Below are 25,193 nucleotides of genomic sequence, written 5' to 3' on the forward strand. Positions count from 1 at the left end.
TCTTATTTTTCTGATTGGGGCAGTTTAATGACGCGTATAATTTTGTTTGATAAAGATGGCACACTGATGGATTACCATAAAATTTGGACGCCTTACGCCAAAACCACAATCGAAGCCTTTGCAGAGGAATTCGACCGTCATGACATCAAGGATGAACTCGCCCATCGCCTAGGACTGATCAATGGGCGCATCGCCCCGAACTCCATACTGGCAAGCGGAACGGGCCAGAATATACAAGATTGCTTTGAACGCTATCAGAGTGGCGCCGGTGAATGGATGAAGACCTTCTACGAAGAGAATCTCGATCTCCTGCGCAATAATATGGAATTGATCGAAGGAGCCGCCCCTGTGCTCAGTCGTCTTGCAGAAAATGGTCATGTAAATATCATCGTGACCAGCGACAGTCGCTTGAGCACAAAGTATTTCATCGAAAAATTTTCATTGGAATCGGTCATCCATCACATTATAGCGGGAGACGATTCGCCCTATCATAAACCAGACCTGCGCATACTTGACCCGCTTATAAAAAAGTATGGCTACACCATTGATGAGATGGTGATGGTGGGGGATAACCGGGTGGATACGATGCTTGGGTATGAAGCAGGCCTCCGGACGATCGGCGTGCTGTCAGGCACTTCGCGTAGAGAGGACCTGGAAGGTGCCGATCTGGTGTTGGATAGTGTAGCGGATATCATTGAAGATGGGCGTTTCATCCTGGAGAATAGGTGGTGAGGGTCATGCACGAGGCATTTATGGCGTCGGCAGTGGAAGAAGCGGAAAAGGCAAGGGAGATCGGTGAAGTTCCGATCGGGGCAGTGATCGTCCGTGACGGCCGTGTCATCGCACGGGGGCACAATCTCAGGGAAACCTCACAGAACCCATTGACCCATGCAGAGATGATCGCCATTGAGCAGGCGAGTGCAGTAGTGGGATCATGGCGGCTTGAAGCCTGTACACTCTATGTCACTTTGGAACCTTGCGCCATGTGTTCAGGTGCGATTGTAATGAGCCGCATCCCCCATGTAGTGTACGGGGCGAGAGATCCTAAAGGTGGCACAGTAGACAGTCTGATGCGCCTTTTGGATGAACCGCGTTTCAATCACCGTGCAGAAGTGACCTCCGGTGTATTGGAGGATACATGCAGTGGCTTATTGACTTCGTTTTTTAAAAACCTCAGGAAAAAACATAAAAAGTAGAATGTTGAATGAATTTTCTGATAAAATGAATTTAAAATGATAAGGGAGTTTTAGAGCGCTTATGGTCAAATTAATCGCATTGGATATGGATGGGACATTGTTGAATCCCCACCATGACATCAGCCGCCGGAATATGGAGGCGATCAATGAAGCGATGAAACGGGGAATACAGGTTGTCGTGGCGACTGGGCGTGCCTTCTATGAAGCACATGGCATCATACGCCAGCTCAATACGCCGCTGCCTTATATATGTCTGAACGGAGCAGAGGTGCGCAACGAGTCCCATGAAATATTGGCAACGAATGCGCTGAATGCCGAACTGGTCCATAAGGTGGCGGACGTGTTCCGCTCAGAGGATATTTTCTATCAGATCTATACCGATCGTGCCATCTATACGGCAGATGTGGAACGTGATATCCAGATTTTCATGGAACTTGCCGGGGAAGAAAATAATCCTGCCAGCGAGAAAAGGATCAGAGGATTCATGGAAGAACGCCTGAAAAGCGGCACCTTGGTGGAGACTGACGACTATAGGACGATATTCGAGAATGAGGAAGAGAACATCTTGAAACTGCTCGCCTCTTCACCAAGCAAACCAAAACTTTTCCGGGCGAGAAATGAACTCTACGATATCGGTAATCTGGCGGTATCCTCTTCATCTGAAGGCAATATAGAACTGACCCATGAAAATGCACAAAAAGGCATTGCACTCACCGATATCGCCAACATCATGAATATTGATATGAAGGATGTCATGGCAGTCGGGGACAACCTCAATGACATCTCCATGCTGAAACGGGTTGGTACGGCAGTGGCAATGGGGAACGCAGCTTCCGAGGTGAAGGCCATCGCAGACAAGGTGACGGAAAGCAATACCGAAGACGGTGTCGCCATAGCCATTGAAGAGGCGCTTGACCTACTTGAAGAAAAGCAGGAAGCCCAGGCTGGGGACTTATCCGAATCATAGAGTCTGATGCTTTGCTCCGGCTCAGCACCGATATCAGAAATGCCCGATTTCTCATAAGGAATCGGGCATTTTATTAAATCTTATACGCTCTGGGGAGTGGGTTCTGAATGACTTTCATCTGATTCCCCGTCCATCTCCTCCACCTCCTGCTTGGCAGTCGCGTACATACTTTTCGATTTGGTGATGAGGTCTTCGTTGAAGAAGATGCGCACTACCGCAAGCATCAGAATTGCACTGATGATGTTGATGACCCAATAGAGCTCGAAATCATAGAGGAAACCATAAAAGATGGCACCGACCGGCATGATGCTCATGGAACAGAGGTTCATGGTCGAAAACACCCGTCCCTTGAGGTGTTGGGGGGTGACGAGCTGGACGAATAGACTGATCGGTATATTGATGAACTGTAGTGCCATGGCGACGCTGAGGCCGATGCCTCCGATGATCAGCACAAGCGACACGATGTCTCCGCCAAGATATAGGGGCAGCAGGTAGACGACGACCAGGGCGGCAAATGCAGACAGTCCCCTCTTCATGAGCAGAAATGGATTATCAAGTTGCTTGATTCTGGCAACCGCCACGCCACCTGCAAGTACGCCAAGTCCTCCGATGGCATTGACGATACCGACAGTTTCCGGCTGGAGAGACAGTTCATGGATAATCATCTTTTCAGGGAAGATCGTAATGACTCCAGCCATGAAGTTTATCAGAGCGGCGATGAGCAGGAGGGATTTGAATACTTTATTTTTGGCTATGAAGATGAATCCTTGGCTGATGTCACGCTTGAACCTGCTCCCTGTGCCCTCCTCAAGGTTATTTTCCGCTTCGGTGTAGTAGAGCTTGAAGTCGAGAAGAAAATCGAGAAAAGCGTTCCGCAGGGTTGAGGGCACCATCGAAGATATAAAGGATTCCCACTTCACAAAAGAATTCTACATGATCCGCGATATCATTTTTGGAGATGGCCGGGGCAGGACGCTGAAGTGGGAGTAGAGACCGGTCTGCCTTTCATAGGAATCATTGAAAATGGAAGGCATAGGCGCATTTGATTTCTACTCTGATGCTACATATAAATGGATGTCCACCATCCATTGCCTCAGATGTCACGATTTTTCTGGTAAGGGAATACCATATAAAAAAGGACATGGCAGCTTAACGCTGTCATGTCCTTTTGTGCGTCCCATCGCTTCTATATGAGGGGGGCGTTTATTTTTGGTATGACATCCTGCTGAAGGCGTCATGCTGGTGGATGCTTTCTTCATTGCGGCATTCAAGTTCGAAGCCTTTGACCCAGTCAAGCTCCACCAGATCATAGGCGATCAGGCGGATGAGGTCCTCTACAAAGCGTGGGTTTTCATAGGCACGTTCTGTGACCATCTTTTCGTCCGTACGCTTCAGTATCGGATAGAGCTGGGAGGATGCGTTGATCTCAAGCAGCTGATACAGCTGCTCCTTATGATCTTCCGGCAATTCGGCTTCTGGATCGATGTCGAGCAGCACTTTTACGTAGCCGCGCTGATTATGCGCACTGTATTCACTGATTTCCTTTGAGCAAGGGCACAGTGTAGTGACCATTGCCGTCATGCCCAGTTTTTTCTGCTGTACGCCATCACCGTCGATCTTCAAGGCGTATTCAACATCAGCATGCGCCATGCCGCTCAGACGGGTGCCGGGGCTCGGTTTAGGGAAATACCATTTACCTGTTCCGGTAATTTCCGCTTCTTCCTGATGCATGCGCGTACGCAGTGTTTTCAATACATTTCCGAGAGTGGTGAAGTCGAGTGACACACCGCGATCATTCTCCGTCTCCAGCGATTCAAGTATGCGGCTCATGTTGATGCCCTTTTCATCGCGTCTCAGACTTGTAGCCAATTCGAAGGTGCCGACCGATTGGTAGTCACCGATGACGACTGGATAGCTCAAATTATTTATGCCGACCGAGTCGACCTCAAACAGAAAATCCTTCTTTGAACTTTGGAGATCGGCCATGCATTCCTTCTCTGTAGGCTTTTTTCCTTCTATGGGATCGACGGATCCGAAATGCTTGAAACGGCCTTCTCTCGTAGTGAGATCCAATTGTTCCATGTCTCTTCTCCTTAATCTATATCATAACTGTAGAACACTTCATTCTTCATCCACATCTGGCGGGCTGCTTCACTTTCCGCAGTATTTCCGGCGAGTGTCTTCAGAAGTGGACCGGTCTGGGATTCATGGGCGGCCATGATTTTCTCCTTGCGGTCTTCGTAACCTGAAATATCGACCGAAATATCGGGCTCCCCGAGATCTTTGTATGTGTCGTTGCTGAATGCGACGAGTTGGAGCGCCGGACGTTCTGCAGGCGCCATCTCCTTTACTGCTGCAACGACTGCTTCAGCCGTTGCTTCGTGGTCGGGGTGGACGGAGTAGCCCGGATAGAATGTGATGATCCTTGACGGGTTCAATTCATCAATCATATCTTTGACGACGCCCTTCAAGTGACCTGGCGCTTCGAATTCCAACGTCTTGTCGCGGTAGCCCAACAGGCGCAGATCATCCAGGCCAATCAGTCGCGCGCTTTCCTGCACTTCTTTTTTTCTGATTTCATGCAGTGATTCGCGTGTTGCAAATGGCGGATAGCCGAGGTTGCGTCCCATATCGCCGAATGTCAGGCAGGCGTATGTGACGGGCACGCCCATATCCACGTAGCGGCTCATCGTCCCGCTGACGCCGAATGCTTCATCGTCGGGGTGGGGGAAGATGACGAGTACTTGTCTTTCCTTTTCCATGTCCGTGCCTCCTATTTCAAGAATTCCTGGGTTGAGATTTCCAATGCACTGGCGAGTTTTCCATCGTAGTTGAAACCATGCATGATAAATTCATTGTTGTCATTCACTTCGTAATGAGTCAGGCCAAGGACGTATATCCAGCCCTCATTGTCGAGCTTGAGGCCTACGCGGTATTCACCATTTTCGCCGCCGCGTATGCCACCCTGGACGTATGTCACCTGGACGTTGCGGAGGAACATGCCAGCATTGAAGACTTTCTCGTCGAAGTGGCTGGCGTACATGCCTCCGGTAATTTCGACATGTACAAACACTTTCTTGTTCTGATAGCTGTCCAGCAGCTGCTGGACCTTATCCTGATTGATTTTTTCCATATCTGTGAAACGCTCCTTAAATTAAAGCCTTGGGAAAGCATTTCCCCTCTATATTTGTTCGTCTGTAACATCAATTTTTTCGACGGTATTGAGTGCACCGTGGCGTACGACACCGACATGTTCATTCATCTTCCAGCCGTTTTTGATCGCTGCAGTGACGAATGCCTTTGCATTCTTGATCGCTTCCAGAGGATCCTGGCCGTTCGCAAGATTTGCAGTGATGGCCGCGGCGAAAGTACATCCAGCGCCATGGTTGTAGGAAGCATCTATCTTGTCGCTTGAGAGCAGGTGGTATTCATTGCCATCATAATAGACATCCACTGCTTTGTCGCCATCGATTTCGGAACCACCTTTGATGATGACATGATCGGCACCTTTGGAATGGATGACTTCAGCACATGCTTTGGCCTCATCCAAAGTTTTTGGTGTCTTCCTCCCTGCCAGCTGCCCGGCTTCGAAAAGGTTCGGTGTGACGACTGTTGCATGTGGAAGAAGGTGTTCAATCATGGCATCCACAAGTCCTGGATTGAGGACTTCGTCATCCCCTTTACATACCATGACCGGGTCGACGACGAAGTGGTCGGCCTGGCTGTCGAGAAAGGCTTTCTTACTGCGTTCTATCACTTCTTCAGAAGGCAGCATGCCTGTCTTGATTGCATCCGGGGAAATGGATAGTGCCGTTTCAAGCTGGTCATCCACGACTTCCAGCGGAATCGGATTGACGCCGTGGGACCATGTTTCGGGATCCATTGTGACAATGGTCGTCAATGCAGTCATGCCGTATGTTTCATGCTCCTGGAAAGCTTTCAGGTCAGCCGCAATTCCTGCGCCGCCGCTTGTATCTGAACCCGCAATAGTGAGCGTCTTTTTAAGTGCCATGATTTAAATTCCTCCAATGTGTCATTAATAATGGTATTTTACTATATAAGGGAGTGTATTTCTAGAGAGATGCTTGTATAGATGATATAATTAAAATTTAGACAGAGGTGAAGAGAGATGGAATGGAAAGATGTATTTGAAATGATTAAGCAGGAGAATGATTTCTCCTCACTTGAAGAGACACTTGAAGAAAAATATCGCACGGGCCCCGTATTCCCGCCCCGTGAAGAAATATATACAGCTTTCGAACTGACGCCATTCGAAGCGGTGAAGGTCGTCATCATCGGCCAGGACCCCTACCATGGTGAAGGCCAATCCCATGGTCTTGCGTTTTCGGTCAATGAAGGCGTCAAAGTGCCGCCCTCCCTGCGCAACATGTATAAGGAGCTGGAGTCCGACCTCGGTATCAAGCGGACCAAGGGCAATCTGAAGGATTGGGCAGAAGAAGGTGTGCTGCTGCTGAACACCGTGCTTACGGTTGATGCCCATCAGGCACATTCGCACAGAGGTCTTGGATGGGAGAAGTTTACCGACGGCGTTATACAGAAAGTTTCGGGGAATCTCGAAGATGTCGTCTTCATACTGTGGGGCAAGCCAGCTCAACAGAAAGAAAAATTGATCGATACGACCAAACATCATGTCATCAAATCGACGCACCCAAGCCCACTCTCTGCATATAGGGGCTTCTTCGGCACACGGCCGTTCAGCCGGACCAATGATTACCTGACATCCCGCGGCCGGGAACCTGTGGACTGGAGTGAACGGTAATGAGGCGTGAAATCATCGCAGAACTCAAGCAGGAGCTGAACCTTATGGAAACAGCAGGCGGGCAGCATGAGTTCGACAAACACGTATATGCCATGGAACGACTCCTCAGTCTTCTGAAGACCGGAGAGGATGCGGGTGATGCACATCCTGAAGCGAATCATACGGTCCCGGGCTCGATGTCCGAAACAGACCGCAGGATGCTGGAACAGATGGGCGGCAGCGTGCCCCACTCAACCCGGCAGGAGACAAAAGGCCGGCAGCTTGAGACAGAAGACGGCTCAGGCAATGGAGAATCACTGTTTGACTTTTAGACTTAATACGTAAGGAGTAGGCAAAATGAAACTTTTCATCATAATGGGTGCGATAAATGCATTCATTTCAGTGGCGTGCGGTGCCTTCGGGGCCCATGGACTCGAGGGTAAGATAAGCGAACATTACATGGATGTATGGGAAAAGGCTGTGTCCTACCAGATGTACCATGCCCTTGGCCTGATTGCCGTTGGAATTCTGGTCCAACTGACTGGCGCCCCATTCCTCGGGACAGCAGGATGGCTGATGCTGCTTGGCATCATCTTCTTCAGCGGTTCCCTCTATATTCTGGCAGTCAGCGGTATATCGATCCTCGGTGCCATCACCCCCATCGGCGGTGTATTGTTCCTGGCAGGATGGGTATTCCTGATTGTCGGTATGATCAAAATATAAAAGACAACATGACCTCCGTGTAAACGGAGGTTTTATCGTATGGGGATAAAATGCGTCAAAGCATTAGTCCATCAGTTCCAGTTTAACATTTGATATACAGGTTATATACTTATATATATGACCATATGTCGAGGGGAGATGCGCATGAACAGTGTTTTGAATGACCACCAACCCATATTCCATCAGATCGGAAAATGGATTGGCGACCAGATCATCGATGGCATATTCGAGCCACATGACAGGATTCCTTCAACTAATGAAATTGTCCACCTCTATAAAGTGAATCATCTGACCGTGGCGAAAGGCGTGAATGAATTGGTGGAGGAAGGTCTGCTCTATAAAAAGCGGGGCGAAGGAAAAAGTGATCCGCCTCACAGACGCTATGAATGTACTTTCAACGCACACCAACGAATCGATCCGCTCGGCGGTGGTGCTTGAACCTCTAGATGAAGCAGACCGTAAGGCTGCAAGGCAACAGCATCTCTACATTGCGCCATTGAAGGTGCAGGAACTCTTCACCATATTGACTGCGACCAAGGAGGGATAAAATGGACAAGATGAAACTGGCGACGGCCGATTTCTCGAAGGAGATGGCGAAGTGGGCCGTGTGGTATATGGTTGTTATGGTTGCCCTTTATATATTGCTGATGCTTTTTATAGATGACTCCGGAATCAACGGCATGTCATTCTTCTTTATGGCATCTGGGGCCAACCGCATATTCATGTTGGTGGTAGGCATTCTCACAGTATTCGTGTTTCTGGAGCGTGCAATCCAGCTTGGATTGACACGGATGACGTTTATGCGGGCGGTGTTATGGACAGGTGTCATCTTCACCGTAACCCTTGCATCAGTGGCTGGCATCATATCTTTGATTCTAGGCGTGATGCCATGGTTCGGTACACAAACCACCGCATCAGGTATGGGTGGTCCTGTCTCCATGGTGCTTGGCCATCTGCTGGCCGCCTATCTGTTCTACCTGGCAGGATTCATCATCAGCATCGGATTCTACCGTGGGTGGTTCGGTGGACTCATCGCCATTGTACTTGGTGTCGGCATCGCTGTAGCGATAGAATCATTATGGACATTCCGGACCGAAGGGGTGTTGTTCGAGCTGAACATGATCAGTGGCGCATCAGGCAACATCTTCCTTACCCTTGTGTTCAGCGGACTGCTCATATTGTTTACAATCGCCTTAATCCAATCACTCATGCGCTCGTTGCCTATAAAAATCAAGTGAAAAAACAGCCTCCCAAGATTTTGGGAGGCTGTTTTTTATGGAAAGAATCATATCATTTCGTTTTTTTACGGTTCTTGAACTTTTTGATTATAAATGGCAGTGCCAAAGGGATCAGCCTACGCAGTAGACGGGCCATGCTCATTCCTCCCAACTTGATGGATGTGTTTAATAATATATAGCCATCAATATGATGTTTTAAACTTTATCTGAAGAATGACAGCAAGGAATCCGCTGGCAGGTGCACACCGACATAGAAGTCTCCGAAGTCGCCATATCTCGCTGAAACCTCATCGAACCTCATCTCATAGATCAATTTCTTGAACTGGAGCATCTCGTCAGAGAAGAGCGTGACGCCCCACTCGTATTCATCGAGTCCGACAGAGCCTGTGATGAACTGCTTCACCTTGCCGGCATATCCACGTCCGATCATGCCGTGGGAACGCATGAGCTCACGACGTTTTTCCATATCGAGCATATACCAGTTATCCTCACCCTGGCGACGTTTATCCATTGGGTAGAAACAGATGTAGCGTGATTTTGGAACTTCCGGGTAAAGGCGTTTTTTGACATACTCATTCTGATACGGATCTTCATCCGATTCCTTTGCCAAATAGTTGCTCAGTTCGATGATCGACACATAGGAATAGGCAGGGATGAGGAAATCGCTGATCTGCAGTTTGTTGAATTCCAATTCCAGTGCATTCAGTTCGTCGATTGTCGGCCTCAGCATCCATAGAATCAAATCTGCCTTCTGTCCAGTTATATTGTAGAAGGCATAGCTGCCTTCCTTCTTATCATGAACTTCCTCCTGACGCTTGAGGAAATCTTGGAGCTCCGTGACGAGCGTCTCCATCTCATCTTTTTCCAGTAGGCGGAGGGAAGGCCAGTCGACACTGTAGAGCAAGTGGAGGCTATACCAACCGTCAAGTGTTTGTGCAGCTTCGTTCATTAGTGTATCTCTCCTTTTTTGATATCTCTCCTCATTTTACTCCATAAGAAAACGTTTTAAAAGCATGCAAGGATGAAATGATGTGACAAAAAGAGTATAATATTGCGTATGTAAAGGTAATCAAGGAGGATATTATGAGTAAATTTCTAAAAGACCTCAAGTCGAACCTGGAAGGCAAGAATGTCAAAATCGTCTTTCCTGAAGGGAGCGACAAAAGAATTCTTACTGCAGCAGTCGAGTTGGCGGATACGACTTATGTCCAACCGATTGTGCTCGGTGCCAAAAAAGAGCTGGATGCATTGGCAGAACAGGAAAACCTGGATTTGGGCAAGGTTGAGACCATCGATCCTACAGATTACGGAGAAAAAGATGCCTTGACCGATGCATTCGTCGAGCGTCGTCAAGGAAAAGTGACGGCAGAACAGGCTGATGAGATCCTCAACGATGTCAATTATTTCGGTACGATGCTCGTCTACACGGGACGTGCTGAAGGATTGGTATCCGGAGCGATTCATTCGACACCGGATACGGTCCGTCCTGCATTGCAGATCATCAAGACAAAACCAAGTGTCTCCCGTACAAGTGGTGTATTCTTCATGATCCGTGAAGATGAACTCTATGTCATGGGTGACTGTGCAATCAATCCCGAACTCAATGCTGAGGAATTGTCGGAAGTGGCTGTGGAAACGGCTAAAACCGCAAGGGATTTCAAGATGGAGCCCCGCGTCGCCCTGCTCAGCTTCTCAACAAGAGGCTCTGCCAAAACCGAGGAAACAGAGAAGGTGAAACTGGCTACACAATATGCCCAGGAAAAACTTCCTGAGGTGCCGATTGATGGAGAACTCCAATTTGACGCGGCATTTGTTCCAGGTGTGGCAGAGAAGAAGGCACCAGACTCTCCGCTAGAAGGCCGCGCGAATGTCTTCATCTTCCCTTCGCTTGAAGCGGGTAACATCGGCTATAAGATTGCGCAGCGTCTCGGCGGATTTGAAGCATATGGCCCCATACTGCAAGGATTGAACCAGCCGGTCAATGACCTGTCGCGCGGATGTTCCAAGGATGAAGTCTATAACTTGGCGCTGTTTACAGCGACCCAAGCCTTGAATCAGCATGACGATTGATGGATTGAAGGCGGACTGGCAATTTGTGCCCGTAGATGCAACCCCCCATCCGTTCATGTCATTTGCCATGGATGATGTACTTCAGGAAATGGTATCGCAGGATGGCATACCTAAGGTCAGGGCATGGGTCCATGATCCTTTCGTCATACTCGGGCTGCACGATGCCCGTCTGCCCCATCTTCAGGATGGGCTCAACTATCTGGAGGAGGCTGGATTCCAATATATCGTACGCAATAGCGGGGGTCTCGGCGTCGTCCTTGATTCCGGCATCTTGAACATCTCACTGATCCTGCCGAAATCGACATTGCCCCAGATAGATGATGGATATGATCTTATGCTGGACCTGGTCAGGAGAACCTTCTCCGAAGCAGAAGTGGAAACGGGCGAAATCGTCCACAGCTACTGCCCTGGCAGCTATGATCTGAGTATCGGGGGGAGGAAGTTCGCAGGCATCTCGCAGCGCCGCATCAGGGATGGTGTCGCCGTGCAGATCTACCTCTCGATTGCGGGCAGCGGCAGTCGGCGTGCGGAAGTGATGCGCCGGTTCTATGCATTGGGCATAAAGGGCGAAGGAACGAAGTTCACCTATCCGGATGTCCACCCAGAAGATATGGCCTCCCTCAATGAACTTCTCGGCACTGAGATGTCGGTTGATGAGGTGCTTGAGGCCATGATCGACATACTGAAGGAGCATGGTGCAGTCACGCCGCTGCCAGAGATGGATGAAGCGCAGAAAGCCCGCTATACCCATCATCTCGAGCGGATGAAAACACGCAATAAAGATATCCACGTCCTGGAACAGAAATGATTGAAGGCAGGCTGGTTGGCCGGCGCCTTCTTTTTTATGCGGAAATAAGGTTTAATCGACCGCGGCAAGTGGAACAGTACCATAAAAGGAGTGGATGATGTGACTGCAGATGAAAACAAAAGAATGACGACAAGGGAAGAAGAAGAGAAGCTTAAAAAAGAGAAGAATAAATCCGGCAATGAAGTGACGGAAGAAGTGCCGGCGGATAACCCGCCCCAGCAAGACAGCAAGAAGGAAGCAGAAAGGGAGAAGGATGTCCAACAGCAAAAGGATAAGAAGAACCCGCTGGAGAACACCGACGCCCCTTAAGGAAACCCATCGTTGGGCTGCCGTATTTCGGTAGCTCATCTTTTTATGGTAAAGTATCATTAAAGGCAGTTGAAGGGAGGGTGGCGGGATGTCACAGGACGAATATGGAAAAAAGCAGCTTGTAGAAGAAAAAGTCTTCAAAGACCCGGTGCATCGATATATTCATGTTCGTGACCAGGTGATATGGGATCTGATCAAAACCAAGGAGTTCCAAAGGTTGAGGCGGATCAAGCAGCTGGGGACACTGTACCTGGCATTCCATTCAGCCGAGCATTCACGGTTCAATCACTCACTCGGCGTCTATGAAATAGTCAGGCGTATGGTAACCAACTTCCAGGAGTTTGAAGAGTGGAATAACGACGACCGTTTGCTTGCGCTTGCGGCGGCCTTGCTTCATGACTTGGGCCACGGTCCATTTTCCCATTGCTTCGAGACGATCTTCGATACCGACCATGAGGCGTTCACCCGTAAGATCATACTGGGGAATACCGAAGTGAATGCCGTTTTGAAGAAGGTCGGCATCGATTTCCCATTGGAAGTGGCCCAAGTGATCGATAAGACCCACGAAAATAAGCTGGTGATCAGCATGATATCGAGTCAGATCGATGCAGACCGGATGGACTATCTGCAGCGTGATTCGTATTACACCGGCGTCAGCTACGGGACCTTTGATATGGAGCGCATACTGCGGGTGATGAGGCCGAGCAAGGATGAGATCATCATCAAGGAGAGCGGCATGCATGCGGTCGAAGATTATTTGATGAGCCGTTACCAGATGTATTGGCAAGTGTACTTCCACCCGGTCTCACGTGGTGGAGAGGTCCTTTTGAATCTGATATTGCGGCGTGCAAAACATCTGCATGAAGAAGGCTATCAGTTCAAGCAGGCACCAAAATACTTCATCCCGTTCTTTTCCGGGGAAGTGAGTGTCGAAGATTATTTGAGATTGGACGAAATGGTGGTCAATTTCTATCTCCAGGAATGGATCCATGAGGGTGACCCTGTGTTAAGCGACCTGTCGCATCGACTGGTAAACAGGGACCTCTTCAAATATCTGCCATTCGACGGTTCAGTCATCACCTTTACCGAACTGCAGCACCTGTTCGAGAAGGCCGGTATCGATCCCGAGTATTATTTCTTCAGTGACTCCTATTCGGATCTGCCATATGATTACGACCGTCCAGGCTCCAAAAGCAACCGCTGGCCGATCCATATCATGAGGAATAACGGGGAACTGAGGGAGATAAGTTCCCAGTCCGCCATCATAAATAGCATTACCGGTGTGCACCGCATGGATTCGAAGTTGTATTACCCCAAAGAAAAGATACTGCAGATAGAAAATCTTGAGCTAAAAGGCGAAATCATCAATTTACTTAATGAATTGGCATAGGAGTAGGATATAGAATGGCTAATGAATCCAATGGCAAGAAAAAGGGATTCCAGTTCAACATCATCAAAAATGACCCGCTTGACGGGCACAAAGGTCAGAATATCGGATCAATCAGCCTGGAGAATGTGGCACCCGTCTATGTGAACGCAGATACAGGTGAAACATATATCGATATGGGAGGTCTCCATGGCCGTGCGGAAGTGGAGCGCCGTGTGAAGTGGGTAACTGACAAAAGCGAAGTGGAAGGCGAGGATGCCAAAAACTTATGGCTGGTCTGGGTGGCGGTTGAACGCAAGGAAAACGGCCCACAATACAGTGGCATAGGTGCTTGCTTCGAAATGATAAACCGCACGAAACGCCGGGCCTACAAATTGATGCCTGAGCATGTCAACATGCTGGACCGTGCCGTGAAGGGGAAGATCGACTTGGGTAAAATGGACGGCTTCAGCCGTACAGCCCTAAAGAAGTTCCTGATTTCCTATAACGAAGAAATGTGGAATAACGCAACCGAGCTCCAGGAAGAAATGAAAAATGACTGATTTGTGACGATACTGTGTCAAATCTATAAAAAGATTGCAGATTCTGTCATTGGAATATAGAATATATATAGTTATATGAGATATAACTAGGACACTTGTGGCCGGGAGACATCCCGGCCACTTTTTTGTTATTCAGTCTATAATGGAAGTGTCGTTAGTTAAAATCATTTTAGGGAGGTGCTTATCCATGAGGGACCTTAAGATACACCTGGATAAAGAAGTGATCCAGAACTACATCGATCTGCTTATCGACGATCCGCAGATGTTTTTGGATGAATTTAAGCTGTTGCACAGCAACGAACAGTATCAGATCATCGAGGAGATGGAAGCGCAGCATCAGAAGGCGCTTTTTGGACTGCTGCCGCCTGAAGACTTTGCCAAGCTCTTCAAATGGTTTTCATATACGGGGCAATCGCGGCTGTTCAGCCGTATGTCCGACGAATATGGCAGGGTGATGCTCGAGCACCTGCCTTCCGATGATGTGCAGCGCTTCTTCTCCAAAATGGATGAAGCGCGCCGCAACAGATTGCTCGAAGGATTGAGCGAACAGAAACGCAGCCACATTGAAGAGCTGCTGGCATACGAAAAGCATAGTGCGGGAAGCATCATGCAGAAGGAGTTCATGACTGCCACGCAGGAAGAAAGCGCAAAAGAAGTCGTGGAAAGACTGCGCCATGTTCCGAGGAATGAGGGTCTCCATTCAATCTATATTGTAGAGGACGAAAAATTGAAGGGGCTTGTTTCCCTGCGTGAGTTGGCGATGGCAGAAGATCACCAAACGATGGAAACACTTAGCGAAAAGGTCATCATAACAGTGAATGCGGATGAAGATCAGGAAGCTGTGGCGCATATCATGCAGGACTATGATGTAGTCACCATCCCGGTCATAGACAGCGCCAATCGTCTGCTCGGCATCATCACCGTCGATGACATCATCGACATCATCGAGTTTGAAGCAACGGAAGATATGAGTGAACTCGCCGCTTCCAGGGGCACCGTCGATCTGGAGGTCTCCCCCTATCAAACGGCCAAAAAGAGGGCGCCTTGGATTGTCCTGCTGATGTTCCTCGGGCTGTTGACCGCCAATGTCATCGGGGCTTTTGAAGAGACTTTGGAAGCGGTCGTGCTGCTGTCCCTGTTCATCCCACTCATCATGGATGCAGCAGGGAATACCGGGACGCAGTCGCTTGCTGTGATGGTGCGCCTGATCTCAACAGGCGGATACCGTGACCATGGACTGTTCCGCATCCTCAGGCGCGAACTTGCCACAGGTGTCCTGGTCGGTCTGGCAAGTGGTGTGACCATCGTCTTGTTGATTACGGTATTGTATCAGGAAGTGTGGCTGGCGTTCGTCGTCGGCATGTCCCTGCTGATCACTTTGAGCATCTCGACCATCATCGGTACCATCCTGCCGGTCATCATCAGCAAGCTGAAGATTGACCCTGCCGTAGCAAGCGGGCCATTTATCACGACATTGAACGATGTGATCGGCCTGACCATCTACTTTTCGATCGCCACGACCCTCCTGCAGATATAGGCAGGGTGCGCGGGGGTATGTTATAATTTACAGTACTTGAAGGAGATAATATGAATAACATTAAAGCAGAATACCAGGTGGACCAAACCGTCACGATGAATGATGAAACAAAGCGCTACAGCCAGAAGGTCGATGTTGAGGTGATAGAGCGCAATGACATCTACATGCGCTATGCCGAACAGCTTGATGAGCATGCTTTGGATGTCATCCTCCGGGTGGGTGATGGTTTTGTAAAGATACAGCGCCGCGGCGTCATCAATATGAACTTCCATTTCGTTGAAGATGAAATGACGGATACATTCTATGAATCCCCGGCCGGCAAACATCATCTGAGAATCAGGACAAAGTCGCTTGAAATCGGTGAGCAGGCCATTGAGATCCATTATGAAGTGCATGACTCCGGAGACAAGCTTGGGGATTACCATTATAAAATCAGGAGAGTAGGGTAAAACGATGGATTTGAGACAGCAGTTGAAGAGCTCGATCGAAGCAGCAGTTGAACAGGCCGGGATAGTTGAAGCCGTCCCTGAGGTCAAGATAGAGGTACCTAAAGATAAGGCGAATGGTGACTTTTCCACAAACGTGGCAATGGTGCTCACTAAGCAGGCAAAGCGCAATCCACGTGAAATCGCCCAGATCGTCATCGATAATCTGGACCGGGAAGCGGCAAGCGTCAAATCTGTCGAGATAGCAGGGCCCGGCTTCATCAACTTCAGGATGGATGAAGCTTCGCTGACGGCCATCATCAAGCAGATTTTATCAGAGAAGGAGGATTACGGCCGGAGCGAACTGGAGAGTAAGGAGAGGATCCTGATTGAATTCGTCAGCGCGAATCCGACCGGGGACCTTCATATCGGACATGCGCGCAATGCGAGTGTCGGAGATACGCTCGCTGCCATCATGGATTTTGCCGGTTACGATGTTACGCGCGAATACTACATCAACGATGCCGGAAACCAGATTGAGAACCTGGCCAAATCCATCGAAGCAAGATTCATGGAAGCACTTGGCCAGGAACTGTATATGCCGGAGGACGGCTATATGGGCAAGGATATTAAGAAGATGGCCGAAAAGTTGGCAGAGGAGTCCCCGGAGCTTGCGGAAACTACCCGTGAAGACCGTATCAGGATGTTCCGTCAGATGGGCGTCGACTACGAAATGAAGAAGCTGAAGCAGGACCTTGAAGATTTTAATGTGCACTTCGACAACTGGTTCAGTGAATCGATGCTTTATGAAAAGGGCGAAATCGATATGGCTTTGGAAAAGATGTCTGCCAATGGCTACACTTATGAAGCGGATGGAGCATTGTGGCTTAGGACCACAGATTTCGGGGATGATAAGGACCGCGTGCTGAGGAAGCAGGACGGGACTTATACTTATCTGATGCCGGATGTGGCCTATCATTTTGATAAGGTTGAACGGGGCTTCGACAAGCTGATCAACCTTTTCGGTGCCGATCATCATGGCTACATCAAACGTCTGAAAGGATCTCTCGGTGCACTTGGTGAAGATCCAGAGCGACTTGAGATTCAAATCATGCAGATGGTGCGCCTGATTGAAAACGGCGAAGAGGTCAAAATGAGCAAGCGTACCGGCAAAGCGATTACATTGAGGGATATCATTGATATGATCGGTGTCGATGCCAGCCGCTACTTCCTTGCGATGCGCAGTCCGGACACCCATTTCGACTTCGATCTGGAACTTGCCAAATCGGAATCAAGCGACAACCCGGTCTATTACGCACAGTACGCCCACGCGCGGATCTGTTCAATATTGCGTCAGGCGAAGGACGCAGGCCATACATTAGATGAGTCTGCGGACCTTGATGTCATCCAGCATGAACAGGCGCTTCTGGTATTGAAGAAGCTTGCCGACTTCCCGAACATCGTCCAAAATGCGGCGGAAAACCGTGCGCCCCACCGCATTCCGAATTATATCCAGGAACTTGCTTCGGCATTCCATAAATTCTATAATGCAGACAAAGTATTGACGGATGACCGTGCCCAGACCGCCGCCTATCTCCTTATGATAGAGGCAGTGAGGCAAGCACTCGCCAATGCACTTGGACTGATAGGTGTTTCTGCGCCTGATAAGATGTAGACGGGTCCCCCCTGCCTCCCGGCAAGGGGGATCATGTGTCGTGAGGCACGAAAAAAACCAGAAGGAGTGGTTCTATGATGAAAAGATGGAAGGTCCTTCTGGCCATGACGCTGTTCATCCTGACGGGATGCAGTGGTACGGAAGAGGATATCGAGTCGGGCTTTGAAGATAGGCGCATCATCTCGCTGATGCCAAGCAACACGGAAATACTGGTCGAGCTTGGCCTGGAGACCAATCTCGTTGGCGTAACGAGCGAAGATAACTATCCTGAATCAGTGGCGAATGACGCGTCAATTACAAAGTTCAACACTTTTGAACTTGATGCCGAGAAAATGATCGCCCTTGAACCGACCCACATCCTCGGCCATGAATCTTCATCACCCTATTATGAAGATACTCTGAAACAGGTTTCTGAAAGTACCGGAGCGGAAGTGCTTGTAGTGGAGGAAGCCAAATCGATTTCAGGCATATACGACTCCATAAAGGCCATCGGTGAATTCATCAATGAGAAGACGGCGGCCGAGTGGTTGAACGATGATATTGAACGGAAGGTCAATGTCCAGAACAGCGTCTTCGAAAATCGAGATGAAGAAGCTCGGGTATTCATCCACATTTCAAGCGATCCTGAATTGTATACAGCGGGAACGGAAACATTCATAGATGACGCCCTATCTGAAATACATGTCGAAAATGCTTTTGATGATATCGACGGCTACGCGGCAATCAGTCCCGAAGCAGTCATTGAACGTAATCCAACCGAGGTGGTTTCCATCATGGGGCTTGGCGATGAGGAATTGGAGGAGGCACTCAGTGGCATCCCGGGCATTGAAGGACATGAACTGGATGACCCCAAAAATCAGTGCAACATCGAGCCTGACCTCCTGGCACGTCCAGGTCCGCGTATAGCGGATGGATTGAGGGCGGTGGGACGCTGCATCTATGAGTAGGCATATCTGGATTCTACTGTTGGTGCTGATCATCAGCGGGGCGGTGTCCCTGTTTGCAGGTTCCGTCGGCCTGGCGACCCTGGAAGTTGAACAGCAGCATACGATCCTCTTTGAAATCCGGCTGCCCCGTATGTTGTCTGCCATGATAACAGGGGCTGCTCTGGCAATGAGTGGTGCAGTCTTCCAGATTGTCCTCAGAAACCCGATGGCGGATAGCTTTACATTAGGCATGGCGAATGCCGCAGTGCTTGGCAGTGCTATGGCGGTGGCAGGCATCATGCCTTTTTTTATGCGTCCGATATTGAGCATATTGGCGGGCATGATTGCGATGGGTATTGTACTTGCTGCAGCGAAGCGCATAGATACAGCGTATCGTCCGGAAACATTGATCGTCATCGGTGTGCTCCTTGGAGCGATGATGAGTGGCGTGCTCTACATCATCATTCTGATGGCACCGGAACAGACCGAATCAATCGCCCGCTATATGTTCGGTTCATTATCCGGATCGCGTTATCAGGAGACGCTGCTGACGGGGGTGTTGACTATAGTGGGGGTGGTTTTCCTCTATAGATATGGACACGCGCTCGATATGTTGAACCTCGGGGATATCAGGGCATACAGTTTGGGCGTCGATGCCGCAAAAATCCGTCCCTTCCTCCTTATAGCAGCTGCCGTTCCACCTCTGGTCATCATCAGCTACACGGGATTGATTGCCCTGGTCGGCATCATCGTCCCGCAGATGCTGCTCTACTTCAAGCCGATGCGATTTCGTCCGTTGCTGGTACTCTCATCCCTCTACGGTGCGATCTATGTCAATATTGCTGATACAATCGGCCGTACTGTCATCGCGCCCCTGCAGATACCGACTGGTGTCATGGTCATGATTTCGGCTGTACCGCTGTTCATCTTTTTGATGTATAAGCGTGTGCTGACCAAAGCTTAGGAATGATTATGCAAACGATACTTTACATGCTAAAATAGAGAAAAGGCTGTATATTCAGTCTTTTTTCTATTTTAAGGGGGGATGGCAGTGGCAGAGAAAACACAAGTGGAAGATATATTTAAAATCCGCTCCGTGACGGCACCTAAAATCGGCGCTTTTGGCATAACGGCACTGGTGACACGTCTCGATGAAGAAAAGAACGACTATTTCACCCACCTTTATAAGATGGATGAGGACCGGGAAAGGCAACTTACATATAACGAAGAGCGGCTGTCGAACATCAGGCATTCGGCAGATGGCCGGTGGCTCCTGTTCATCACCAAGGTGGATGATAAGAACCAGGTCTTCCTGCTTGAGACATCTGGCGGAGAGAGGATGCAGCTGACCCACGAAAAGGAAGGGGTTTCACATGCCGAGTTCTCTAAAGGAGGCGGACGTGTATTCTACCAGTCTCTCCATAGTCTGAAGGAAGGGGAGGCGGGTGACACAGCTGATGAAGACAAAAAACCTGAACCTGTCGTTATTGATCGGATGAAATATAAGGCGGATGGCATCGGTCTTATGAAAGAAAAGTATGCAAACATCAAATCGATCAGTATCGACTCCAAAACGGTGGAGACGCTCCTTGAAGGAGAGGAGAACCATACGCTTCTGGAAACGTTCGATGATGGTTTCATCTATGCGACAGACAGAAGTGAAGACAGGGATTTCAACTTCAGTGAGAGACTCTTCATCAGGAGGGGCAGGGAAGACACTGAAATACCGACGCAAAAAGGCGGAGTGTTGCAAGTCGAAGTCTCCCCTGATGGCCGGCGGCTCCTTATCGTCGAGATGGGCCGGGAATATGAAAATGCCACACACGCAACACTTCATCTCTATAATCTGAAGTCAGGCGACAAGTTGCATGTGACAGCAGGGCTCGACCGACCAGTCGGTGATCATCTCGTGGCCGACACGCAGCAATCCGTGGAAACGGATATTGCGAAATGGATCTCCAATGAACGGTTCCTTTTCCTTGTTTCCGATCATGGCAGTGTAAACCTTTACGAAGGAAATATAGAAGGGGAGATAAAACCGGTGCTGGAAGGCAGGCATCATATACATGGGATGGACGTGGGGCCGGATTTTGCCGCCCTGACGATTGCGGACCATACCTCCCCGGGAGAATTGTACCGCTACGACTATGCGACCGGAACGCTTGAACAATTGAGCCGCATCAACGCCGACTATACGGAAAAGACCCTCATCATCGAACCGGAGGATATCGTCTACAATAGTTTTGATGGCACGGAAGTGCATGGGTGGTTCATGCCGCCAGTCGGCTTCACTCCGGACGGGGCGCATCCGATGATCGTCAATATCCATGGCGGCCCACATGCATTTTATGGACATTCATATTTCCATGAAATGCAGGTGCTTGCAGCTGCCGGGTATGCCGTACTCTTCGTCAATCCGCGCGGTTCGCACAGCTATTCGCAGTCATTCGTCGATGCGGTACGGGGCGACTATGGTGGCGGCGACTACAAGGATATCCTGGCAGGTGTGGATTTCATCACGTCCAGGTACAAATGGATAGATGCCGATAATATTGGAGTGACGGGCGGCTCCTATGGCGGTTTCATGACGAATTGGATCGTTGGGCATACAAACCGTTTCAAAGCTGCGGTGACGCAGCGCAGTATATCCAACTGGATCAGTTTCCGGGGAGTGTCGGATATCGGCTATTACTTTACAGATTGGCAGATCAGGGCAGAATTTAATGATATCGATAAAATGTGGCATCACTCTCCAATCAGATATGTGGATGCCGTCGAGACGCCATTGCTTATACTGCATAGTGAACAGGATTTGAGATGTCCGATTGAACAGGGCGAGCAGTTATATATCGCATTGAAATATAGGAAAAAGCCTGTCCAGTTCGTACGGTTCCCGGAGGCGGACCACAATCTGTCACGTACCGGCAAACCGAATCTGCGAATCGATAGGCTGAAGCGGATCGTCAATTGGTTTAATGAACATATGGACTAGAATTCGATTTTATGAATGCAATGATTTCCCGGGAAATCATTGCATTTATGTTTATCAGGCGGCAAGGGCCGAACGATGAAATGGAGATTGGAGGATATGGAATGACAGAGAAGGAAAAAATGCTCAACGGAGAGTATTATGATCCGTATGACGCGACACTTGTGCATCTGCGTGAAAATGCCCAATATCTGATGGATCAGTACAACCATCCGGGCGGAGGCGGAAAGACGCGTCTTTTGGATATGCTGTTCGGATATCATGCCGACGGTGCATCAATCCGGGCGCCTTTCTTTTGTGATTACGGCATCAATATCAAGGTCGGGCGCAATTTCTTTGCAAACTACAACTGCACATTGCTGGACGTCGCTAAAATCACTATCGGGAATCATGTGAGTCTAGGCCCTAATGTTTCACTGATAACAGCGACCCATCCCCTCGATCCTATGAAGAGGCGGGAAGGGCTGGAATTGGGCCTGCCGATTACAATCGGTGATGATGTCTGGTTGGGTGCCGATGTCACGGTGAACCCTGGGGTATCGATTGGAGATAATACGGTCATCGGTGCAGGTTCAGTCGTCACGAAAGATATGCCCCCGAATGTTGTGGCGGCAGGAAATCCTTGCCGCGTGATCAGAGCGCTTGCCGCTTCTGATGAATAAAGGACCCTCAAGCATTTTGAATGTGTGGAGATGTTTATTATAATGGTAAGGTGAAACATTATAATTCATCAGGAAGGATGTAGAGTATGACGCAGAAATATGAAGATAGAGTGGCACGCCTGACGGCACAGGTGGATGTAGACATGGTGATGATCACCGACCCGATGAACGTATTCTATTTCACGGGCTGTTTCATCGAACCGCATGAGCGTATGTTGGCACTGCTCGTGGATACGAAGACGAAGGAAACAGCATTGATGTTTCCGGCGCTCGACCAGGAAGTGGTGAATGATACCGCGACCGCAGATGTGCATCTGCCATATAACGACGGGGAAGAGCCATTCAACCAGTTGTTCGAGCATATGCTGGAGGCAGAAAGCATCGGCATAGAAGGCGGCCATGTCACGTACAACCGCTATCAGAAACTACTGGAAAACTATACGGCGGACCAGGTTGTTTCAGTTGAAGACAGCATCAATTCACTGCGCGGGCAAAAGGATGAAGACGACAAGAAAAAACTTCAGGAAGCGGTGGATATCACAGAAAAAGCGCTATATGATTTCGTGAAGGAGCCGGTGGCCGGCAAGACGGAAAAGGAGATAGCAGAATTTCTGCTTGAACGTGTCAAAGCCTATGGCGCCATCGATGTATCGTTCGGGCCGCTTGTACTGACGGGCGAAAAATCAGCGATGCCCCATGGTGAGCCGGGGGACAAGGCAGTAGAGCCTGGACATTTCCTCCTTATCGATTTTGGAGTGGTGACCAAAGACCGCTATGTCTCGGATATGACGCGGACCTTCATCATTGGTGAGCCAACAGAAGAGCAGCGCTCGATCTATGAATCCGTGCTCAAGGCGAATGCTGCCGGTATAGAGAAGTCACAGGTCGGCACACCGATGCATGAACTGGATGATGCAGCCCGGAGTTCAATCCATTCAGATGGCTATGGAGATTACTTCACCCACCGCATTGGTCATGGACTGGGCCTTGGACTACATGAAGCGCCATCCCTTGATGCCGAAAATACGGACCTGCTGGAGAAAGGACATGTCATTACGATAGAGCCCGGCGTCTATAAGACAGGGTTCGGCGGTGTACGTATAGAAGATATGCTGTATATTGATGAGGAAACGGAAGTATTGACTACATTCCCTAAAGCTATGGAAGCTATTACGCTAGAAGCATAAGACTGCGCCCGCCCGGATGAAGGGCGGGTTTTTTATATGGGACGCCTTGTGCGGCGCGAGAGGCGCGACTGGAGGGCAAGGATGATTATACCCATGAGCAGCATGATCATGCCCACCCAGGACAATAGTGACAGCACCTCGCCTACAAGTAGTACGCCAAGAAGTGCGGCCGTAAGCGGTTCTGCCAAAGCCATGGTGACTGCGGAAGAAGATTTCACATGCTGCAGGCCGTAGGAAAAGAGGAAATAGGCCAAGCCTGTAGCTATCAGACCAATATAGAGGGATACGGATAAACCATTTGCCGTCATCAGCCAAGTTTGATCATTGGAGAAGAGGAAAGGTGCCAACATGACAGCGCTGAGTGTAAACACTACCGCAGCACTGGCAACGGGTGGGTGGGTCTGGACAAGCTTTGAGTTCAGGATGGCATAGCTTGCGAAGGAAAAACCTGCCCCAAGCCCTGATAATACTCCGAGCGGGTCGACCGTCACCGCCCCTGAATTGAGCATAAGGAGCAGACATCCCGCTACCGCAAGGAAAGTGGAAAGCCACCAGATACGTCCCGGACGGGTTTTATGGACAGCCCACTCTATAAAACCAGAGAATACCGGCGCGCTGCCTATTGAGGCGACCGTGCCGACAGCTACCCCGGTCAAAGTGACCGCATTAAAGAAGAAAGGCTGGAAGAGTGCCATGGCCACACCAGTCATCAATACAATATGGATGGGCCATCCCCGGCGCTTTAGCTGGCCGGTCGACATGGCAATGACGAGCAGGATAAGACTGCCGATCAGAAGTCGCATGGCCCCGAGTGAAATACTGTCGACATCATTTGGCAGCCAAGTTTTTGCGGTCCCCACCGTGCCCCAAAGAACTGCAGCCATCAGAATGAGGAGCGGTGCTAAGCTTCTATTCATTGATATTCCCCTCCAACACTTTCAGAAATATACATTATAAACAATATACGCCATAAAGCCATTTATTTGAAATATTTAGAAAACATCCTGTAAAATCCATCACTGGAAGCTTCCCGATCTCCTACGAGAGGCTAGTAGAGCATCTCGTATAGAGAAAGTGCGTCTATCATGTTTAGACCCCCCCTAATTGGGTATAGATAAAAGATAAATCAAGGAGGGACTATTGACATGAAAGTACTTGTAATAGGTGCGAATGGTCAGGTAGGCCATCAGCTTGTTGAGAAATTGAAGGATAAAGGCCATCAGCCGGTAGCGATGGTACGCAAGAAAGAACAACAGAAAGTATTCAAAGATAAAGGTATCGATACAGTTCTCGGTGATCTTGAAAAAGATTTCTCCCATGCATTCGAAGGCGTCGAATCAGTTGTATTTGCAGCCGGATCAGGCGGCGATACCGGAGCTGACAAGACAGTAGTCATCGACCAGGAAGGTGCCATTGAAACAGTCGATAATGCGAAGGATGCAGGCATCAAACATTTCGTCATGCTCAGCTCCATGGGGGCTGACCAACCGAAAGAATCTGATGAGAAGATGAAATTCTATCTGTATGCAAAACATCGTGCAGATGAATACCTGAAATCTTCAGGATTGGACTATACAATCTTAAGACCAGGAATGCTTAAAAACGAAGCGGGCACTTCCAAAGTGAGATTATTTGAAGGCGGTACTGAGATGGGCGAAGTACCAAGGGAAGATGTCGCGAATGTATTGGCCCATATAGTGGATGCGGCTAAGCCTGAAAATAAGACCTATTATGTATTGGAAGGCGATACGCCTGTTGAAGACACATTGAAATAGTAATTAGAAAACCTGCAG

The 25,193-nt window shown here is 49.2% G+C and carries 29 protein-coding genes; 22 read left to right on the forward strand and 7 right to left on the reverse strand.

The features are described 5' to 3' along the window. The first annotated feature begins 27 nt into the window (after window positions 1-27). From ACFFLE_RS08965 to ACFFLE_RS08975, 3 genes are all read left to right on the forward strand, one after another. Complete coding sequence (locus ACFFLE_RS08965; protein WP_380570760.1) at window positions 28-732, forward strand: HAD family hydrolase; 705 nt, start codon at window positions 28-30, stop codon at window positions 730-732. A 5-nt stretch (window positions 733-737) separates the two neighbouring features. Further along, window positions 738-1,196, forward strand: a complete 459-nt coding sequence (gene tadA / locus ACFFLE_RS08970) for a tRNA adenosine(34) deaminase TadA (protein WP_380570761.1) — start codon at window positions 738-740, stop codon at window positions 1,194-1,196. A 61-nt stretch (window positions 1,197-1,257) separates the two neighbouring features. Next, window positions 1,258-2,163 (forward strand): HAD family hydrolase, encoded by a 906-nt coding sequence (locus tag ACFFLE_RS08975; RefSeq protein ID WP_380570762.1) that lies wholly within the window; start codon window positions 1,258-1,260, stop codon window positions 2,161-2,163. Between the two features lie 80 nt (window positions 2,164-2,243). On the opposite strand, the gene ACFFLE_RS08980 is transcribed toward ACFFLE_RS08975, so the two are convergent. The 5 genes from ACFFLE_RS08980 to thiD all read right to left on the reverse strand — a co-directional run bounded on the left by ACFFLE_RS08980 (window position 2,244) and on the right by thiD (window position 6,175). Next, window positions 2,244-3,056 carry an MFS transporter gene (locus ACFFLE_RS08980; RefSeq protein WP_380570764.1) on the reverse strand — a complete coding sequence of 271 codons (813 nt, stop codon included), beginning with the start codon at window positions 3,054-3,056 and terminating at the stop codon, window positions 2,244-2,246. 310 nt (window positions 3,057-3,366) lie between these two features. Beyond that, window positions 3,367-4,245: a GTP cyclohydrolase FolE2 gene (folE2, locus tag ACFFLE_RS08985; RefSeq protein WP_380570765.1), complete on the reverse strand. Its 879-nt coding sequence runs from the start codon at window positions 4,243-4,245 to the stop codon at window positions 3,367-3,369. Window positions 4,246-4,256: 11 nt separating this feature from the next. Further along, window positions 4,257-4,925 (reverse strand): bacillithiol biosynthesis deacetylase BshB2, encoded by a 669-nt coding sequence (gene bshB2 / locus ACFFLE_RS08990; protein ID WP_380570766.1) that lies wholly within the window; start codon window positions 4,923-4,925, stop codon window positions 4,257-4,259. 11 nt (window positions 4,926-4,936) lie between these two features. Beyond that, entirely contained in the window at window positions 4,937-5,296 is a 360-nt protein-coding gene (locus ACFFLE_RS08995) for a DUF1806 family protein (RefSeq protein WP_380570767.1), read from the reverse strand. Between the two features lie 48 nt (window positions 5,297-5,344). Further along, window positions 5,345-6,175: a bifunctional hydroxymethylpyrimidine kinase/phosphomethylpyrimidine kinase gene (thiD, locus tag ACFFLE_RS09000; protein ID WP_380570768.1), complete on the reverse strand. Its 831-nt coding sequence runs from the start codon at window positions 6,173-6,175 to the stop codon at window positions 5,345-5,347. A gap of 117 nt (window positions 6,176-6,292) precedes the next feature. Between thiD and ACFFLE_RS09005 the strand changes: the two genes are divergently transcribed. The 5 genes from ACFFLE_RS09005 to ACFFLE_RS09025 all read left to right on the forward strand — a co-directional run bounded on the left by ACFFLE_RS09005 (window position 6,293) and on the right by ACFFLE_RS09025 (window position 8,883). Continuing rightward, window positions 6,293-6,943, forward strand: coding sequence for a uracil-DNA glycosylase (locus ACFFLE_RS09005; protein ID WP_380570769.1), 651 nt, complete (start codon window positions 6,293-6,295; stop codon window positions 6,941-6,943). After that, a complete protein-coding gene (locus ACFFLE_RS09010; RefSeq protein ID WP_380570770.1) occupies window positions 6,943-7,254 on the forward strand; it encodes a DUF5327 family protein in 312 nt (103 codons plus the stop codon). The genes ACFFLE_RS09005 and ACFFLE_RS09010 overlap by 1 nt, the downstream gene beginning before the upstream one ends. A gap of 25 nt (window positions 7,255-7,279) precedes the next feature. Beyond that, window positions 7,280-7,645: a DUF423 domain-containing protein gene (locus ACFFLE_RS09015; RefSeq protein WP_344704256.1), complete on the forward strand. Its 366-nt coding sequence runs from the start codon at window positions 7,280-7,282 to the stop codon at window positions 7,643-7,645. Between the two features lie 144 nt (window positions 7,646-7,789). Then, window positions 7,790-8,083 carry a GntR family transcriptional regulator gene (locus tag ACFFLE_RS09020; RefSeq protein ID WP_380570771.1) on the forward strand — a complete coding sequence of 98 codons (294 nt, stop codon included), beginning with the start codon at window positions 7,790-7,792 and terminating at the stop codon, window positions 8,081-8,083. 110 nt (window positions 8,084-8,193) lie between these two features. Continuing rightward, on the forward strand, window positions 8,194-8,883 hold the full coding sequence (locus ACFFLE_RS09025; RefSeq protein WP_380570772.1) for a hypothetical protein: 690 nt from the start codon (window positions 8,194-8,196) through the stop codon (window positions 8,881-8,883). A gap of 202 nt (window positions 8,884-9,085) precedes the next feature. On the opposite strand, the gene hemQ is transcribed toward ACFFLE_RS09025, so the two are convergent. Then, entirely contained in the window at window positions 9,086-9,832 is a 747-nt protein-coding gene (hemQ, locus tag ACFFLE_RS09030; protein ID WP_380570773.1) for a hydrogen peroxide-dependent heme synthase, read from the reverse strand. 134 nt (window positions 9,833-9,966) lie between these two features. On the opposite strand from hemQ, the gene pta reads away from it, so the two are divergent. The 13 genes from pta to ACFFLE_RS09095 all read left to right on the forward strand — a co-directional run bounded on the left by pta (window position 9,967) and on the right by ACFFLE_RS09095 (window position 23,400). Then, window positions 9,967-10,953 (forward strand): phosphate acetyltransferase, encoded by a 987-nt coding sequence (pta, locus tag ACFFLE_RS09035; RefSeq protein WP_380570774.1) that lies wholly within the window; start codon window positions 9,967-9,969, stop codon window positions 10,951-10,953. Beyond that, window positions 10,943-11,761, forward strand: coding sequence for a lipoate--protein ligase family protein (locus tag ACFFLE_RS09040; RefSeq protein ID WP_380570775.1), 819 nt, complete (start codon window positions 10,943-10,945; stop codon window positions 11,759-11,761). Before pta ends, ACFFLE_RS09040 begins: the two co-directional genes overlap by 11 nt. 99 nt (window positions 11,762-11,860) lie before the next feature. Continuing rightward, on the forward strand, window positions 11,861-12,070 hold the full coding sequence (locus tag ACFFLE_RS09045; RefSeq protein ID WP_380570776.1) for a hypothetical protein: 210 nt from the start codon (window positions 11,861-11,863) through the stop codon (window positions 12,068-12,070). 88 nt (window positions 12,071-12,158) lie between these two features. Then, the gene (locus ACFFLE_RS09050) at window positions 12,159-13,460 is read left to right on the forward strand and encodes an HD domain-containing protein (protein WP_380570777.1); all 1,302 of its coding nucleotides are present in this window, start codon (window positions 12,159-12,161) and stop codon (window positions 13,458-13,460) included. Window positions 13,461-13,474: 14 nt separating this feature from the next. Then, on the forward strand, window positions 13,475-13,999 hold the full coding sequence (locus tag ACFFLE_RS09055) for a YwhD family protein (RefSeq protein WP_380570778.1): 525 nt from the start codon (window positions 13,475-13,477) through the stop codon (window positions 13,997-13,999). 187 nt (window positions 14,000-14,186) lie between these two features. Beyond that, a complete protein-coding gene (gene mgtE / locus ACFFLE_RS09060; RefSeq protein ID WP_380570779.1) occupies window positions 14,187-15,536 on the forward strand; it encodes a magnesium transporter in 1,350 nt (449 codons plus the stop codon). 50 nt (window positions 15,537-15,586) lie between these two features. Then, window positions 15,587-15,985, forward strand: coding sequence for a YwiB family protein (locus ACFFLE_RS09065; protein WP_380570780.1), 399 nt, complete (start codon window positions 15,587-15,589; stop codon window positions 15,983-15,985). 4 nt (window positions 15,986-15,989) lie between these two features. After that, window positions 15,990-17,636: an arginine--tRNA ligase gene (gene argS / locus ACFFLE_RS09070; RefSeq protein WP_380570781.1), complete on the forward strand. Its 1,647-nt coding sequence runs from the start codon at window positions 15,990-15,992 to the stop codon at window positions 17,634-17,636. Window positions 17,637-17,710: 74 nt separating this feature from the next. Next, a complete protein-coding gene (locus ACFFLE_RS09075; RefSeq protein ID WP_380570782.1) occupies window positions 17,711-18,583 on the forward strand; it encodes a heme/hemin ABC transporter substrate-binding protein in 873 nt (290 codons plus the stop codon). Then, the gene (locus ACFFLE_RS09080) at window positions 18,576-19,526 is read left to right on the forward strand and encodes a FecCD family ABC transporter permease (RefSeq protein ID WP_380570783.1); all 951 of its coding nucleotides are present in this window, start codon (window positions 18,576-18,578) and stop codon (window positions 19,524-19,526) included. Before ACFFLE_RS09075 ends, ACFFLE_RS09080 begins: the two co-directional genes overlap by 8 nt. 81 nt (window positions 19,527-19,607) lie before the next feature. Further along, complete coding sequence (locus ACFFLE_RS09085) at window positions 19,608-21,554, forward strand: prolyl oligopeptidase family serine peptidase (RefSeq protein WP_380570784.1); 1,947 nt, start codon at window positions 19,608-19,610, stop codon at window positions 21,552-21,554. A 101-nt stretch (window positions 21,555-21,655) separates the two neighbouring features. Beyond that, complete coding sequence (locus ACFFLE_RS09090; RefSeq protein WP_380570785.1) at window positions 21,656-22,213, forward strand: sugar O-acetyltransferase; 558 nt, start codon at window positions 21,656-21,658, stop codon at window positions 22,211-22,213. 86 nt (window positions 22,214-22,299) lie between these two features. Further along, on the forward strand, window positions 22,300-23,400 hold the full coding sequence (locus tag ACFFLE_RS09095) for a M24 family metallopeptidase (protein ID WP_380570787.1): 1,101 nt from the start codon (window positions 22,300-22,302) through the stop codon (window positions 23,398-23,400). Window positions 23,401-23,432: 32 nt separating this feature from the next. On the opposite strand, the gene ACFFLE_RS09100 is transcribed toward ACFFLE_RS09095, so the two are convergent. After that, entirely contained in the window at window positions 23,433-24,317 is an 885-nt protein-coding gene (locus ACFFLE_RS09100; protein ID WP_380570789.1) for an EamA family transporter, read from the reverse strand. Between the two features lie 228 nt (window positions 24,318-24,545). On the opposite strand from ACFFLE_RS09100, the gene ACFFLE_RS09105 reads away from it, so the two are divergent. Then, the gene (locus tag ACFFLE_RS09105; protein WP_380570790.1) at window positions 24,546-25,175 is read left to right on the forward strand and encodes an SDR family oxidoreductase; all 630 of its coding nucleotides are present in this window, start codon (window positions 24,546-24,548) and stop codon (window positions 25,173-25,175) included. Window positions 25,176-25,193 lie beyond the last annotated feature (18 nt).

The organism is Salinicoccus siamensis (assembly GCF_042429615.1).
Lineage (GTDB): Bacteria > Bacillota > Bacilli > Staphylococcales > Salinicoccaceae > Salinicoccus > Salinicoccus siamensis.

Coding starts and splice junctions, on each gene's coding strand:
- ACFFLE_RS09065 (WP_380570780.1), top strand. CDS start 15,587: ATGAATAACATTAAAGCAGAATACCAGGTGGACCAAACCGTCACGATG.
- ACFFLE_RS09100 (WP_380570789.1), bottom strand. CDS start 24,317: ATGAATAGAAGCTTAGCACCGCTCCTCATTCTGATGGCTGCAGTTCTT.
- ACFFLE_RS09095 (WP_380570787.1), top strand. CDS start 22,300: ATGACGCAGAAATATGAAGATAGAGTGGCACGCCTGACGGCACAGGTG.
- ACFFLE_RS09050 (WP_380570777.1), top strand. CDS start 12,159: ATGTCACAGGACGAATATGGAAAAAAGCAGCTTGTAGAAGAAAAAGTC.
- ACFFLE_RS09015 (WP_344704256.1), top strand. CDS start 7,280: ATGAAACTTTTCATCATAATGGGTGCGATAAATGCATTCATTTCAGTG.
- ACFFLE_RS09090 (WP_380570785.1), top strand. CDS start 21,656: ATGACAGAGAAGGAAAAAATGCTCAACGGAGAGTATTATGATCCGTAT.
- pta (WP_380570774.1), top strand. CDS start 9,967: ATGAGTAAATTTCTAAAAGACCTCAAGTCGAACCTGGAAGGCAAGAAT.
- ACFFLE_RS08995 (WP_380570767.1), bottom strand. CDS start 5,296: ATGGAAAAAATCAATCAGGATAAGGTCCAGCAGCTGCTGGACAGCTAT.
- ACFFLE_RS09055 (WP_380570778.1), top strand. CDS start 13,475: ATGGCTAATGAATCCAATGGCAAGAAAAAGGGATTCCAGTTCAACATC.
- hemQ (WP_380570773.1), bottom strand. CDS start 9,832: ATGAACGAAGCTGCACAAACACTTGACGGTTGGTATAGCCTCCACTTG.
- folE2 (WP_380570765.1), bottom strand. CDS start 4,245: ATGGAACAATTGGATCTCACTACGAGAGAAGGCCGTTTCAAGCATTTC.
- mgtE (WP_380570779.1), top strand. CDS start 14,187: ATGAGGGACCTTAAGATACACCTGGATAAAGAAGTGATCCAGAACTAC.
- ACFFLE_RS09025 (WP_380570772.1), top strand. CDS start 8,194: ATGGACAAGATGAAACTGGCGACGGCCGATTTCTCGAAGGAGATGGCG.
- ACFFLE_RS09105 (WP_380570790.1), top strand. CDS start 24,546: ATGAAAGTACTTGTAATAGGTGCGAATGGTCAGGTAGGCCATCAGCTT.
- ACFFLE_RS08965 (WP_380570760.1), top strand. CDS start 28: ATGACGCGTATAATTTTGTTTGATAAAGATGGCACACTGATGGATTAC.
- ACFFLE_RS09075 (WP_380570782.1), top strand. CDS start 17,711: ATGATGAAAAGATGGAAGGTCCTTCTGGCCATGACGCTGTTCATCCTG.
- ACFFLE_RS09010 (WP_380570770.1), top strand. CDS start 6,943: ATGAGGCGTGAAATCATCGCAGAACTCAAGCAGGAGCTGAACCTTATG.
- ACFFLE_RS09040 (WP_380570775.1), top strand. CDS start 10,943: ATGACGATTGATGGATTGAAGGCGGACTGGCAATTTGTGCCCGTAGAT.
- ACFFLE_RS09005 (WP_380570769.1), top strand. CDS start 6,293: ATGGAATGGAAAGATGTATTTGAAATGATTAAGCAGGAGAATGATTTC.
- ACFFLE_RS08975 (WP_380570762.1), top strand. CDS start 1,258: ATGGTCAAATTAATCGCATTGGATATGGATGGGACATTGTTGAATCCC.
- ACFFLE_RS09020 (WP_380570771.1), top strand. CDS start 7,790: ATGAACAGTGTTTTGAATGACCACCAACCCATATTCCATCAGATCGGA.
- thiD (WP_380570768.1), bottom strand. CDS start 6,175: ATGGCACTTAAAAAGACGCTCACTATTGCGGGTTCAGATACAAGCGGC.
- bshB2 (WP_380570766.1), bottom strand. CDS start 4,925: ATGGAAAAGGAAAGACAAGTACTCGTCATCTTCCCCCACCCCGACGAT.
- ACFFLE_RS08980 (WP_380570764.1), bottom strand. CDS start 3,056: ATGGTGCCCTCAACCCTGCGGAACGCTTTTCTCGATTTTCTTCTCGAC.
- argS (WP_380570781.1), top strand. CDS start 15,990: ATGGATTTGAGACAGCAGTTGAAGAGCTCGATCGAAGCAGCAGTTGAA.
- tadA (WP_380570761.1), top strand. CDS start 738: ATGCACGAGGCATTTATGGCGTCGGCAGTGGAAGAAGCGGAAAAGGCA.
- ACFFLE_RS09080 (WP_380570783.1), top strand. CDS start 18,576: ATGAGTAGGCATATCTGGATTCTACTGTTGGTGCTGATCATCAGCGGG.
- ACFFLE_RS09085 (WP_380570784.1), top strand. CDS start 19,608: ATGGCAGTGGCAGAGAAAACACAAGTGGAAGATATATTTAAAATCCGC.